The organism is Alcaligenes sp. DN25, from assembly GCF_023674485.1.
GTDB classification, from domain to species: Bacteria; Pseudomonadota; Gammaproteobacteria; order Burkholderiales; family Burkholderiaceae_B; genus Alcaligenes; species Alcaligenes phenolicus.
The window spans coordinates 3,858,270-3,871,217 of record NZ_CP098408.1; the positions used below are offsets into that span (position 1 = coordinate 3,858,270).

The window sequence follows — 12,948 nt, forward strand, 5'->3', positions numbered from 1 at the left end:
CTTATACGTCCTCAAGCTGCTCTTGCGGCCACTCGGCAGCACCCGAATGAGTCACTGCCCCTTCATTGGTCGGTCCAACCAGGCGTGCGTACTTCTCCAGCGCGCCAGCCAAACGATCTCGTACGAAGGGTTTCCATTGCTCTCTGCGTGCAGCCAGCTCCTCGTCGGACACATGCAGCTGCATGCTGCTTTGCGTGGCATCGATGGTGATACGGTCGCCGTCGCGCACCAAGCCGATGTTCCCACCGGCTGCCGCCTCGGGGCTGGCATAGCCAATACACATGCCACGTGTCGCGCCGGAGAAACGGCCATCGGTCAGCAGTGCTACTTTCTCGCCATTGCCATGGCCGTAAATAGCGGCGGTAACGCTTAACATCTCGCGCATGCCGGGGCCGCCTTTGGGCCCTTCGTTGCGGATGATCAGTACATCGCCAGTCTCGTAGGCCTGCTTGGATACCACGGCCATGCAATCTTCCTCGGTTTCAAAGACGCGAGCACGGCCTTCAAAAACCAGAGACTTCAAGCCGGCAATCTTCAGCAAGGCGCCATCGGGGCACAGATTGCCCTTGAGCACGACCAGACCGCCCGACGCATGGATGGGCTGATCGCTGCTACGCACGATACGGCCATCCACATCGGGGAAGCTCTCCAGGGCTTCGGCCAAGGTTTCGCCGGTAATGGTCAATACATCGCCGTGCAGGTGGCCGCTTTTCAACAGTGCCTTGAGCACTACAGGCACGCCGCCAATCACGTCCAGATCGCGGGCCAGATAACGGCCGCCGGGCTGCAAATCGGCAATCAGTGGCGTGCGGTTGAACACCTCGGCCAAGTCATCCATGGTGAAGCGAATGCCCACTTCGTGTGCAATGGCAGGGATATGCAAGGCCACGTTGGTCGAGCCGCCAGTCGCTGCAACAGCCGCTGCGGCATTTTCGAGGCTCTTGCGGGTGATGAGATCACGCGGCAAAGGACCCCCGTTTTCCAGAATCTCCATCACGCGGCGACCGGCTCGGCGAGCCAGTGCGTGCCGCTGGCTGTAAACCGCCGGGGTGGTCGACGAACCCAGGAAGGACATGCCCAAAGCCTCTGCCACCATACCCATGGTATTGGCGGTGAACTGGCCCGGACAGGAGCCCACGGTCATGGCACAGGTGCGCTCAATGCCGTGCAGTTGCTCCAGGGAAATCGCCCCAGTCTGATAACGACCCACACCCTCAATGGCAGTCAGCACCGTGTTTTCAGTGCCATCGGGCGAGTAGCCCGGCAACATGGAGCCACCGTAAATGAAAACCGAAGGGACATTGAGGCGCGCCATGGCCATCAGGGTGCCGGGCAGCGTCTTGTCGCAACCGCCCAAACCAACCAGAGCGTCATAGGCATGGCCACGCACGGCTATTTCCATGCTGTCGGCAATCATCTCGCGCGAGACCAGGCTCATGCGCATGCCAGCGTGGTTCATGGAGGTGCCATCGGACACGGAAATCGTGTTCATCATGACGGGTACGCCACCACCTTGGGCTACACCCAGGCGCACGCTGTCTGCTTGTGGGCCCAGCGATTTGGAACAGGGTGTGTTGTCTCCGGCGGTTCCAATGATGGCGACCATCGAACGGTCCAGATCATCATCGTCCAGGCCTGTTGCACGCAGAAAGGCTCGGTGTGGGGTGCGAGTCACGCCCTCGGTCACTGCTTTTGATCTATGTTTTTTTAGCATGGTCTTTGGTGGTGATGAGTAGTTGAGAGATCGACTTAATCGGCCAGGTCCAAGCGATCAAAGATCCAGGAAACATCTTCCTGAATGTATTGGCGCGCCTGGGAAAAATTGCCCGCGCGCAGCGCTTTGACGGTGGATTCGTGCAGGTGATCGGCAGAGTCTTCGTTGTGCAGTTGCTCGCGGGTTTCACGCAAGTAAGCGCCCGACTGCAGCCACAGGCTCTCGATCATGGCGAGCATGACGGGAGACTGAGCAGCTCCGTAAATCGTGAAATGAAAGATCCGGTTTTTTTCCAGACTGCTGGCCACGCCTTTGGGCGTGCGGCGCTCTTGGGTGATTTCTTGCGCCAGTTGTTCCAGCTGATCCAGCACGGACGGAGTCAGGAAAGGTCCCGCCCATTCGGTGACGGTGCCTTCGATCAAAACACGGGCGCGGCGAATATCGCTCAGGCAGGCTTTGGTAATCAAAGGGACACGGGTAGTGCCGTTAGGCAAAGGCTCCAGCCCCTGCTGTGCCACCAGACGGCGCAATGCTTCGCGCACGGGCATGGTGCTGGTGCCCAGCGCATCGGCCAGGTACTGAATGCCAAGCACTTGGCCCGCACGGTACTCACCGTGCATCAGCTTGTTACGTAGGGCTTGATAGACCGCTTCGTTGACGGATTGCCGAACGATGGGTTGAAAAGCTTCGAGCGGAGCGCTTGTGCTTGCAGCATCTGAATGTTTCATTAAATTCCGTCACAACGTGAATTCGAGCAAAGATTTGTGATTTTTGATCAATTCTAAGGACGGACTTCTACGACAACAAATCAGAGCTAACCCTTAGCCACCTGATTCGTGATGAGCGACTCGACACGCTTTGTGAGCGAGCCGCGCATCAGCTTTTGCAGAGCACTTGATCAGGCTGCAGAGCCGGCCATTGCTGGGATTGGCAGCGCGTTAAGGCCCTTGAATTCCTGCAAGGAAAAACTGGTCTGCGCTTGCCGAACACCGGGTAAACGATGCAATTTTCGTTGCAACAATTCCGAATAGCTGTCCAGATCCTTGGCCACGACCATCAGCAAAAAATCCGCCGGACCGGCAATGCCGTGGCACATCACCACCTCCGGAATATCGCGCACGGCCTCCACAAATTGCACCGAACGCTCTTCATTTTGAAAGTCCACACTGATGCTGACAAAGGCCACCACGCCATAACCCAGGCCACGCCGATCCAGCCGGGCGTGGTAGCCTGAAATAAGCCCGGCTTCTTCCATACGTCGAATCCGGCGCCAGCAAGGCGACTGCGATATGCCCACTTTTTGTGCCAGCTCGCTTGTTGTCAGCCGGGCGTTTCCTTGCAGCTCGGCCAGCAAACTGCCATCCACCTGATCCAGTTCTATTTGCATAAAAAAACCCGTTTTTTAAGTTTTTCAGAAAAAGTTATGCTTCTATAAAAAACAGCTTGGCGCAAGACCCTTAAATCCATAAGATCAACGCATAAATTTAAGTGGGATGAAATTATGAAACCACAGACCCATTTCAGCTTTACCCCTATGCCCGCCTACTCAGGTGACCGCATCCTGCCGCTGATGGAGACCTTCGGGCAAGATGCATTGCAAACTCCCCTCGGCGCGCAACGCGACTTTGATTTTCTATCGACCCACGCGACCTGTTCCACAGGTCGCGCAGATCATTATTAACGTACCGGGAACAGAACAAATGAATGCTTCCAAAGCATCGGCTGACAAGGGAATCAGCGAGACAGAGCGCATTGTTTCGGAAGAAAAAGCGCAGTTGGATTTCAGCCAATCCATGAGCTATGGCGACTACTTGCACCTGGACGAGGTGCTGGGCGCTCAACACCCGCTCTCGCCTGCCCACGACGAAATGCTGTTCATCATCCAGCACCAGACCAGCGAACTCTGGATGAAACTGATGCTGCATGAAGTGACCGCCGCCACTGCAGCCATCGCAGCCGACCGCTACGCCGACACCTTCAAGATGATGGCGCGGGTCTCGCGCATCATGGAGCAGCTGGTCAGTGCCTGGACCGTGCTCTCGACCATGACCCCGCCGGAATACACGGCGATGCGCCCTTATCTGGCCAGCTCCAGCGGTTTTCAAAGCGCGCAGTATCGCTGCATTGAATTTGCTCTGGGCAACAAGAATGCGGCCATGCTCAAGCCCCATGCCCATAGGCCAGACCTGCTCCAGATGGTCGACAAGGCGTACCGTGCCCCCTCGCTCTATGACGAGTCGCTACGCCTGCTGGCCCGCCAGGGCTTTGCCATTCCCGCCGATCACCTGGACCGTGACTGGACACAGCCCTACGAAGCCAGCCCCGAGGTGGAAGCTGCATGGTTGGAGGTCTACCGTGACCCGCATGCACACTGGGATCTATACCAGCTGGGCGAGAAGCTGACCGACATTGAGGACGCCTTCCGTCTTTGGCGTTTCCGCCATGTCACGACTGTTGAGCGCGTCATCGGCTTCAAACGCGGCACGGGCGGCACAGGCGGCGTCAGCTACCTGCGCAAGATGCTCGATGTGGTGCTGTTCCCTGAAATCTGGACTGTTCGGACCGCGCTGTAATGCAGGCTCCACACGACTTACTCTCCGCGCAGGAGCGCGAACGCGAATATTCGCCCAGCTCCTGTATAGGCGGGAACTACGCGCCCTACATCGAGGACTACGCCACACTTAGCGCAGCAGCTTTGCAAAGCGGAGCTCGGCATGCCGAGCTTGCCTATGGCAATGCCGCTGCGCATAAGCTTGACCTCTTTTTACCTGCACCCCACGACTCGGAATCCCTCCCGCCGCTGCTGCTGTTTATTCATGGCGGCTACTGGCAGGAGCTTTCCAAGGCTTCCTCTTTATTCTCGGCCCCGAACTGCACCGAGGCCGGCATTGCCTTTGCCGCCATTGATTACACCTTGGCACCGCAAGCCTCTGTCCACGACATGGTGCTGGAGTGCCGCCAGGCTCTGCGCTGGCTGCATCAACATGGCGAAGAACTGGGCTTTGACCCGCAACGTCTCGTCGTGTCCGGCAGTTCTGCTGGCGCGCATCTGGCTGCCATGTGCTGCTTGCGTGGATGGAAAGATGATGCCGATTTACCCGTAGGGGCACCCGCAGCGGCGGTACTGGTTTCAGGCATTTACGACCTGCAGCCCCTGATTGGCACCAGCATCAATGAGGCACTGTCTCTGGACACGGCGAGCGCACAGGCGATCAGCCCCCAACTGCTTGATCTGACGGGCTTTCCGCCCGCCATCATCAGCTGGGGAGAAATCGAAACCTCGGAGTTCAAACGCCAGAGTCAGGCTTTTGCCGATGCGCTGGATGCATTGGGTGTCCGGTATCTGCCCCCCATCGAAATGCCAGCACGCAACCACTTCGATGTCATTCTTGACCAGGCTCGTCCCAACACCCGCTTGGGCGATGCCACGCACGCGCTCTTTGCGTCCTTGCCGGTCACCTCTACTCGGAGCAAGTGATGAAAAAAGTTGTCGACGTCGGGCTGCCACCCCTGAAGCAAGCGTTTTCCTGGGCCGTCAAAGCCAAGGGGGAAATGCTGTTTACGGTGAACGGACCTGTCCGGCCGGACGGCAGCATTGATACGGGAAGCATCGAGCAGCAAGCTCGCCTGACCTTTGCCAATCTGCAACGGGCCACGCAAGCGGCCGGTGGCAGCCTGGAAAATGTCACCCAAGTGCTGATCTACATGACCGATGTTGCCGACATGGACAGCATCGACAAGGTGTACAGAGAGTTTTTCTCCGCGCCCTTCCCCAACCGCGCCAGTGTTGGCGTTGCAGCCTTGGTGGAGCCGGGCATGAAGCTGGAAGTTCTGGCGTACGCGATGATCCCCTAAGGCCTGCAGAGGCGGACGAGCATCCAGCAAAGCCGCCCGAGCCTTGATCAACAAGCGTGTTGATTACAGTGAGTCAAACGGGTCTTGCGTACTTGGTAAGCCGGTGTCGTCCCCCAGCACAAAGCGCGGGATGAATTGCAGCACATACTGCCGCATGGCTTCGACCAGGCGCTGCGCATCCGGACGCAGTTCGCGGGATCGCAAGGACACCACACCGACCATATAAGGCACGTGGATATCAATCGGGCGCAGCACGACGTTGGGCAGTGGCAGGCCGTGGGCGGTAAAGGGGTCAATCAAGGACACGCCTACACCCTGGCTAGCCAGAACCAGGCCTTCCAACGACGAAGCAACCTCGATATGACGGATATCTTCCGGAGCTTCCGGACTGGCACGCAGCAAGGCGGTTGCCAGGGTATGACGCAAGCGGTGGCGGTTCTGGATGGAAATCAGGGGGGTGCCCTGAATATCACTGAGACGCACCAGTTCCTGTTTGGCCAGGGGATGATTGACGGCCATGCCCAGCAGGCAGGGGCTTTGACCTGACCAATGCAAGGTGCAACCATCAATGTCCAGCGGCAAACTGGTCACCGCCAGATCGGCCCTCCCTTCGTCAATGGCTTGCACCACTTCTTCCGGCTTTACCGTATCAATAATCAGCTTTTGCTTGAAGGCCGGATCGTGCTGCTCCATGATGCCCAGCGCTTGCGGCACCAAGCCAATCGCCAAGGCGTGAGTAGTCACGATGCGCAGAGGTCGCAGGCCCCCACGGGCGATTTCCAGAGCGCGGCTTTGCAGCACCTCCAGATTCATCAGCACGGGCCGGGCTTCCAGATAGAACTCGCGCCCTTGTTCAGTCAAGGTGACCTGCGGACGGGTGCGGGTAAAAAGCCTGAAGCCCAGTTCCTGTTCCAGCTCCTGGATCTGGCGGCTAACCACTGGCTGAGAGCGGTCCAGCAGTCTGCCAGCAGCGGTAACACTGCCAGCAGACATCACCGCTGCAAAGGCTTCTAATTGGCGAATTTCCATGTCGTTCTATGTGAATGCCGCATTTATCAACACGGAATATTCTAATGCGGAATAGTTAGCCGGACTAGCGTTTCACACCGAAACATTGATCCAGCGTGGGGAAAGAACCATCACGCACTTCAGCCGCGTATTGACCGGCTGCCTGGGAGATCAAGGCACCCACATCCGCGTAGGGTTTGGCGAATTTGGGGATCTTGCCATTGGTCAGACCCAGAATGTCTTCCGTGACCAGAACCTGGCCATCGCATGCGGGAGAAGCACCGATACCGATGGTCGGAATGGCGATGGTTTCAGTAATACGGCGACCCAGACCTTCTGCCACCCCTTCCAGCACCACACCCCAGGCACCCGCCTGTGCGTGAGCCACAGCGTCTTCCAGCACACGTTGGGCAGCGGCATCTGTCATGCCTTGAGCCTTGTAACCGCCCATGGTGTTGACGTACTGGGGCATCAAACCCACGTGTGCCAGCACGGGCACGCCGCGCTCGACCAGGAAGCGCGTGGTTTCAGCCATGGCCTGACCGCCTTCCAGCTTCACCGATTGGGCACCGCTGATGGCGAGCATACGCGATGCATTGGCAAATGCCTGCTGGGGTGATTCCTGATAGCTGCCAAACGGCATATCCACGACAATACAAGCATGTTGAGTCGCACGCACCACGGCAGCCGCATGGGCCGCCATCATATCGACCGTAATGCTTAAGGTATCGGGCATGGCATAGCCCACCATAGCGGTCGAATCGCCCACCAGAATCATATCCAGGTGCTCGTCCAGCATACGTGCGATAGGCGCGATGTAGGCTGTTAATGAAGCAATTTTTTGTTTGCCCTTGCAGGCGATCAAGGCGGGTACGCTAACGCGGACCTGCGTGGTATGTACGCTCATACTTACTCCAGCTGGAATCCCATAGAGCTAAAGCTTATATGGGATCATGAATGATGCAGATTGCAACATCTTAAGAAAAAATCCAGTCGACGCCTCTATAATCGCCGCAGGACAAAAAACAATAAGCTAATTTCCTGCCTACGTACAAGCTTCGCGTGTCCATCCCATGCGGATTCATGTCCTTTAAAGGACTTTTGCTTTGACACCGCCTGTACTCTAGAGCCCGATCGTTCCCAATGCGCGGTGGTTTCATCAGCCATGTCCTGGCTGTTTTGCCGTGCACTCAACCGAGGAGAGACCTATGTCGACTACCCCCCCAACAATCACCTTCCACGACGATAACCGTGCGCCACAACTGGGCATGGGCGTGTGGCAGGTACCTGCCGAGCAAACGGCCGATGTGGTGTGCAGTGGCATCGAAGCAGGCTACCGCCTGATCGATACCGCCGCCATCTACGGTAACGAGGCCGAGGTGGGCCAAGGGATTCGTCAGTCCAAGGTGCCACGCGAAGAGCTGTTTGTGACCACCAAGCTGTGGAATGACATGCATGGCCACGACAATACCCGTGCAGGCTTTGAAGAAAGCATGGACAAGCTGCAGCTGGACTATGTGGATCTGTACCTGATTCACTGGCCCGTGCCCAAGAACCGCCAGTACATCCAGACTTGGGAGACGCTGATCAATCTGCGCAATGAAGGTCGTGTGAAGTCGATTGGGGTGTGCAACTTCCTGCCCCAGCACCTGCAAACCTTGCTGGACAAGACAGGTGTGCTGCCCGTACTGAACCAGATCGAGCTGCACCCCGGATTTCAGCAGGCTGAATCGCGCCATTACCACGAAGACCACGCCATCCAGACGCAAGCCTGGAGCCCGCTGGGATTGGGCACGCTGTGGGACAACCCGGTGTTGAACAAGATTGCCAAGGAACATGGCCGTTCCGTGGCGCAAATCATGCTGCGATGGCAGATTCAGCTGGGCAATATGGTGATTACCAAGTCCAACTCCCCCGAACGCCAGCGCGACAATATGGACATTTTCAGCTTTGAGCTAAGCGAAGCCGATATGGCCGCCATTGCCAGCCTGGATCAGGCCGACGGCCGTCTTGGCCCGGATCCAGAACTGTTCCGCCTGCCCAAAAGCACCGTCCAGGACTAAGCCCTGGGGCGCACCCGACGCGCAGGCCCGGACAAGAAGGCTGCAAGAAGGGGCGCCAGGGCAAACAACCACAGCAGAGCCTGCGCCGACTGGCGTGCGCCCTGCACCCCACCGGGGTCCACAAAGCCCGAGGCTGTCGTAATGATTCCTGCCAAGGCCGCACCCAATGCCATCGTGAACAACTGCAAGGTGGTAATGGCGGCCGAGGCAATATTCTCCTGCCCCTTGGGCGCGGAATGAAATACCCGCGTCAGCAAATGCGGCCAGGCCAGACCAATCCCCACTCCGACTCCCAATAAAGACAGGTACAAGGCCCAGGAATAGTCCGTGCCTTCACTCAAGCCTACCCACGGGATAAAGACACCCAGCGCTACCAGAGACAGGCCCGACAATACAGGCCCGGCAATAATCATGCGATCCCCGGTTTTCAGCCCCCGACTGGAGCTGGCAATAGAACCCAGGGTCCAGCCGCCTGACATCAAGGCCGTCAGGTAGCCTGCTTTCAGCGGGCTCATGTGGTGGATGATCTGCAGGAAATACGGAATGAAAATTTCCGTTGCCACGGCCACGCTGACCAGACCAATACCGGCATACAGACTGCCCAAGGCCGTGCTGATGGAGTAAGTACCCTGCGGAAACAGGCGACTGGCCGACTTGCTGTCGGCACGCGCCATCAAATAAACCAGAATCGCCCCGCCCAGCACACCGGCCAGATTGATCATCCAGGAAGTAGACAGGCTACCTGCGGACATGACCAGCACAGAAGCGGTCAGCAGCAATACCTTGCCCAAAGTGGAACCGGATTTACGAGTTTCAGGCGCACGCGCATCGCGCAATTGCGTCCAGACCAGAATAGCCAGCAAAGCAGCACAAGGAAGGACACTCCAGAAAGCCAGACGCCACTGCCCCATCTGGGCAAATATCCCACCAATCGCCGGGCCCGACAAGGTTGCCACGCCCCACATACTGGACACCAAGGCCATGACGCGCGGCCAAAGTCGCTCTTCAAATACCAGCCGGATCGAAGAATAGCTCAGGCCCAGCAGCAAGCCGCCGCCCAAACCTTGAATCGTGCGGGCAAAGAGCAGGAAAGGCATGGAAGGCGCTGCCGCGCACAGGGTCGTGCCAATGGCAAAGAACAGCAAGGACATCAAGAAGCTGTGACGCAGACCCAGTTTTTCCAGAACTTGTGGCGACAGGGCCGAGCCCAGAATCGAGGCCACCACAAATAGCGTGGTATTCCAGGCGTAGTACTCCAGCCCGCCGATATCCTCCACCACCGAGGGCAGAATCGTGGTCGCCACGTACACGTTGATCGCATGAACGGCCACGCCCCCGGCCAAGGCCAGTGAGCGCAAGCCATTACGGCCAGACAGGAGTTCAGACCAAGACGCTTCTTGGGTATTTGCCATTTTTCTTTATCCAAACAAAGAGCCGGCAACCGTGCCGGCCCTTCAAACACACCAGTGCGCCAGTTGCACAGGGCACAACTGACGCACTGTTGGGCGTGCATGCACACGCCTTGACCTGCTGCCGGGCTTACGCTTTCAACAAGCCCCGCAAAACGTACTGCATGATACCGCCGTGACGGTAGTAATGCGCTTCGCTAGGCGTATCAATTCGGACCAGAGCCTCGAACTCGATATCGCCCGCACGCACTTTGACCTTCTCGGGAATCTTGTCCTGATTCAGGGCGGTAATGCCTTCAATATCAAAGATTTCATCCCCCGCCAGGCCCAAGGTTTCGGCGTTCTGACCAGCCGGGAACTGCAAAGGCATCACGCCCATGCCCAGCAGGTTGCTGCGGTGAATACGTTCGTAGGACTCGGCAATAACTGCACGGACGCCCAAGAGCACCGTACCTTTGGCCGCCCAGTCACGCGAAGAACCCGAGCCGTATTCCTTGCCGGCCAGAATCACCAGCGGGACAGCGGCATTCAAGTAATTGCGCGAGGCATCGTAAATCGTGGCCACTGGTGCGCCATCTTGCGTGAAGTCGCGTGTATAGCCGCCTTCCGTGCCCGGAGCCAATTGGTTGCGCAGACGCACGTTGGCGAAAGTGCCGCGAATCATGACTTCATGGTTACCGCGACGCGAACCGTAGGAGTTGAAATCCTGCGGTTTGACATCGTGATCCATCAAGTACGTTGCCGCAGGCGAGGTACGCGCAATCGAACCGGCGGGACTGATGTGATCGGTTGTCACTGAATCGCCCAGCTTGGCCAGCACGCGCGCACCTCGAATGTCCGAGACGGGGCTTGGATCGCGCTTCAGATCAATGAAGTAAGGCGGTTTGCGCACGTAGGTGGAATCATCCTGCCACTCGAAACGATCCCCTTTGGGGGTAGGCAGAGAGCGCCAGCGCTCGTCACCGGCGAACACATCGGCATAACCATCACGATACATATCCGAGGCAATCGCCTTGCTGATCACGTCCTGCACTTCAGCGGCAGACGGCCAGATGTCTTTCAGGAATACATCCTTGCCATCGCTGCCCTGCCCCAAAGGCTCGTGGTACAGGTCAATATCCATGGTGCCCGCCAAGGCGTAGGCGACCACCAGCGGTGGCGACATCAGGTAGTTCATCTTCACTTCGGGGTGAATACGGCCCTCGAAGTTGCGGTTACCGGACAGCGTGGACACCACGGCCAGATCGTTCTGGTTAATGGCCTGGCTGACCTCTGGAATCAAGGGGCCAGAGTTACCGATACATGTAGTGCACCCATAGCCAACCAGATCAAAACCCAGCTTGTCCAGATAGGAAGTCAGGCCTGCACGCTGGTAGTAGTCCGTGACCACGCGCGATCCGGGGGCCAGACTGGTTTTCACCCAAGGCTTGCGGCTCAAGCCCTTTTCCACGGCTTTCTTGGCCAGCAGACCAGCGGCCATCATGACGCTGGGGTTGGAGGTATTGGTACACGAAGTAATCGCGGCAATGACGACCGAGCCATGATCCAGCGTGCACTTGCTGCCATCGGCCAGCGTAAACTCCACCGCCGCTTTCCGAGGTGCTGGCGGCTTGTGCGAAGGCACGTCCGACGCGGGGAAGCTTTCTTCCACGGCCTCATCGTAGGTCGCTACATCGTCGCCCAGCAAGTCGCGCACAGCGGTACGGAATGCCGGTTTGGAGGAAGACAAGGCAATACGGTCCTGAGGACGCTTGGGACCAGCAATCGAAGGCACGACGGTGGACAGATCCAGCTCCAGGCGCTCGGAGTAGCGAGGCTCGTGCTGCGGATCGTGCCACAGGCCCTGAGCCTTGGCGTAGGCGCGTACCAGTTCGATCTGCTCTTTGCTGCGGCCCGTCAGCTCCATATAACGCAGGGTTTCCTCGTCGATGGGGAACATGGAGATGGTGGAGCCGTATTCAGGGCTCATATTGCCGATAGTGGCACGGTTGGCCAAAGGCACAGCGCTGACGCCGGGACCGTAGAACTCCACAAACTTGCCGACCACCCCATGCTGACGCAGCATATCGGTAATCGTCAGCACCAGGTCGGTAGCCGTGGTGCCTTCAGGCATTTGACCCGTCAGCTTGAAACCCACAACGCGAGGGATCAGCATGGAAATGGGCTGGCCCAGCATGGCAGCTTCGGCCTCGATACCGCCTACGCCCCAGGCCACCACGCCCAGACCGTTCACCATAGGCGTGTGCGAGTCCGTACCCACACAGGTATCGGGATACGCCAGCTGACGGCCTTGTTCATCGCGCGTAAAGACCACGCGGGCCAAATGTTCCAGGTTCACCTGGTGAACAATACCGGTGCCCGGTGGCACGACCTTGAAGTTATCAAAAGCACTTTGGCCCCAGCGCAGGAACTGGTAGCGCTCCATATTGCGCTCGTATTCGATTTCCACGTTGCGTTCAAACGAGCTGGGCTTGCCAAAGTCGTCCACGATCACCGAGTGGTCAATAACCAGCTCTACCGGTGCCAGGGGGTTGATTTTTTGCGGGTCACCGCCCAAGGCCTGCATGGCTTCACGCATGGCGGCCAGGTCCACAACGGCTGGCACACCGGTAAAGTCCTGCAGCACAACGCGTGCGGGGGTAAAGGCGATTTCACGATCGGGCTCGGCAGCAGGGTCCCAGGCGGCCAGGGCGCGAATATCATCGGCCGTGACATCGCCACCGTCTTCGGTGCGCAGCAAGTTTTCCAGCAGGATCTTCAAGCCATAAGGCAGGCTGGCAACATCCAGGCCATCTCCACGAACCGCATCTAACCGATAGTAGTCGTAGGACTGCCCGCCGACATCCAACTGGTGCAAAGCCTTAAAACTATCTACGCTTTTCATATCGGGATCTCCATG

General features: G+C 58.0%; 12 protein-coding genes. 5 read left to right on the forward strand and 7 right to left on the reverse strand.

Annotation, left to right across the window (positions count from 1 at the left end):
* Position 1: 1 nt before the first annotated feature.
* The 3 genes from ilvD to NBV64_RS17800 all read right to left on the reverse strand — a co-directional run bounded on the left by ilvD (position 2) and on the right by NBV64_RS17800 (position 3,101).
* Complete coding sequence (gene ilvD / locus NBV64_RS17790) at positions 2-1,714, reverse strand: dihydroxy-acid dehydratase (RefSeq protein WP_031232959.1); 1,713 nt, start codon at positions 1,712-1,714, stop codon at positions 2-4.
* A gap of 35 nt (positions 1,715-1,749) precedes the next feature.
* On the reverse strand, positions 1,750-2,442 hold the full coding sequence (locus tag NBV64_RS17795) for a GntR family transcriptional regulator (RefSeq protein WP_250756267.1): 693 nt from the start codon (positions 2,440-2,442) through the stop codon (positions 1,750-1,752).
* A gap of 170 nt (positions 2,443-2,612) precedes the next feature.
* Positions 2,613-3,101, reverse strand: coding sequence for an Lrp/AsnC family transcriptional regulator (locus tag NBV64_RS17800; protein ID WP_009455426.1), 489 nt, complete (start codon positions 3,099-3,101; stop codon positions 2,613-2,615).
* 114 nt (positions 3,102-3,215) lie between these two features.
* On the opposite strand from NBV64_RS17800, the gene NBV64_RS17805 reads away from it, so the two are divergent.
* Genes NBV64_RS17805 through NBV64_RS17820 form a run of 4 tightly spaced genes read left to right on the forward strand, consistent with a single transcriptional unit; the run spans position 3,216 to position 5,569 of the window.
* A complete protein-coding gene (locus tag NBV64_RS17805; protein ID WP_021447252.1) occupies positions 3,216-3,395 on the forward strand; it encodes a hypothetical protein in 180 nt (59 codons plus the stop codon).
* A 19-nt stretch (positions 3,396-3,414) separates the two neighbouring features.
* Positions 3,415-4,287 (forward strand): tryptophan 2,3-dioxygenase, encoded by an 873-nt coding sequence (gene kynA, locus NBV64_RS17810; RefSeq protein ID WP_021447253.1) that lies wholly within the window; start codon positions 3,415-3,417, stop codon positions 4,285-4,287.
* Positions 4,287-5,192 carry an alpha/beta hydrolase gene (locus NBV64_RS17815; RefSeq protein ID WP_250756268.1) on the forward strand — a complete coding sequence of 302 codons (906 nt, stop codon included), beginning with the start codon at positions 4,287-4,289 and terminating at the stop codon, positions 5,190-5,192. Before kynA ends, NBV64_RS17815 begins: the two co-directional genes overlap by 1 nt.
* Complete coding sequence (locus tag NBV64_RS17820) at positions 5,192-5,569, forward strand: RidA family protein (RefSeq protein WP_250756269.1); 378 nt, start codon at positions 5,192-5,194, stop codon at positions 5,567-5,569. Before NBV64_RS17815 ends, NBV64_RS17820 begins: the two co-directional genes overlap by 1 nt.
* Before the next feature lie 63 nt (positions 5,570-5,632).
* On the opposite strand, the gene NBV64_RS17825 is transcribed toward NBV64_RS17820, so the two are convergent.
* Both NBV64_RS17825 and panB read right to left on the reverse strand, forming a co-directional pair.
* The gene (locus NBV64_RS17825; protein ID WP_009456820.1) at positions 5,633-6,598 is read right to left on the reverse strand and encodes a LysR family transcriptional regulator; all 966 of its coding nucleotides are present in this window, start codon (positions 6,596-6,598) and stop codon (positions 5,633-5,635) included.
* A 64-nt stretch (positions 6,599-6,662) separates the two neighbouring features.
* Positions 6,663-7,484, reverse strand: a complete 822-nt coding sequence (gene panB, locus NBV64_RS17830; protein ID WP_009456821.1) for a 3-methyl-2-oxobutanoate hydroxymethyltransferase — start codon at positions 7,482-7,484, stop codon at positions 6,663-6,665.
* A 301-nt stretch (positions 7,485-7,785) separates the two neighbouring features.
* Here panB and NBV64_RS17835 point away from each other — a divergent pair, with 301 nt between their 5' ends.
* Positions 7,786-8,640, forward strand: a complete 855-nt coding sequence (locus NBV64_RS17835; protein ID WP_022983645.1) for an aldo/keto reductase — start codon at positions 7,786-7,788, stop codon at positions 8,638-8,640.
* Here the strand turns inward: NBV64_RS17835 and NBV64_RS17840 are convergent.
* Both NBV64_RS17840 and acnA read right to left on the reverse strand, forming a co-directional pair.
* Complete coding sequence (locus NBV64_RS17840; RefSeq protein ID WP_250756270.1) at positions 8,637-10,052, reverse strand: MFS transporter; 1,416 nt, start codon at positions 10,050-10,052, stop codon at positions 8,637-8,639. The two genes, NBV64_RS17835 and NBV64_RS17840, sit on opposite strands and share 4 nt — an antisense overlap.
* 127 nt (positions 10,053-10,179) lie before the next feature.
* Entirely contained in the window at positions 10,180-12,933 is a 2,754-nt protein-coding gene (acnA, locus tag NBV64_RS17845) for an aconitate hydratase AcnA (RefSeq protein WP_137430534.1), read from the reverse strand.
* Between the last annotated feature and the right edge of the window lie 15 nt (positions 12,934-12,948).

Coding starts and splice junctions, on each gene's coding strand:
- ilvD (WP_031232959.1), bottom strand. CDS start 1,714: ATGCTAAAAAAACATAGATCAAAAGCAGTGACCGAGGGCGTGACTCGC.
- kynA (WP_021447253.1), top strand. CDS start 3,415: ATGAATGCTTCCAAAGCATCGGCTGACAAGGGAATCAGCGAGACAGAG.
- NBV64_RS17840 (WP_250756270.1), bottom strand. CDS start 10,052: ATGGCAAATACCCAAGAAGCGTCTTGGTCTGAACTCCTGTCTGGCCGT.
- NBV64_RS17815 (WP_250756268.1), top strand. CDS start 4,287: ATGCAGGCTCCACACGACTTACTCTCCGCGCAGGAGCGCGAACGCGAA.
- NBV64_RS17825 (WP_009456820.1), bottom strand. CDS start 6,598: ATGGAAATTCGCCAATTAGAAGCCTTTGCAGCGGTGATGTCTGCTGGC.
- NBV64_RS17805 (WP_021447252.1), top strand. CDS start 3,216: ATGAAACCACAGACCCATTTCAGCTTTACCCCTATGCCCGCCTACTCA.
- acnA (WP_137430534.1), bottom strand. CDS start 12,933: ATGAAAAGCGTAGATAGTTTTAAGGCTTTGCACCAGTTGGATGTCGGC.
- NBV64_RS17820 (WP_250756269.1), top strand. CDS start 5,192: ATGAAAAAAGTTGTCGACGTCGGGCTGCCACCCCTGAAGCAAGCGTTT.
- NBV64_RS17795 (WP_250756267.1), bottom strand. CDS start 2,442: ATGAAACATTCAGATGCTGCAAGCACAAGCGCTCCGCTCGAAGCTTTT.
- panB (WP_009456821.1), bottom strand. CDS start 7,484: ATGAGCGTACATACCACGCAGGTCCGCGTTAGCGTACCCGCCTTGATC.
- NBV64_RS17800 (WP_009455426.1), bottom strand. CDS start 3,101: ATGCAAATAGAACTGGATCAGGTGGATGGCAGTTTGCTGGCCGAGCTG.
- NBV64_RS17835 (WP_022983645.1), top strand. CDS start 7,786: ATGTCGACTACCCCCCCAACAATCACCTTCCACGACGATAACCGTGCG.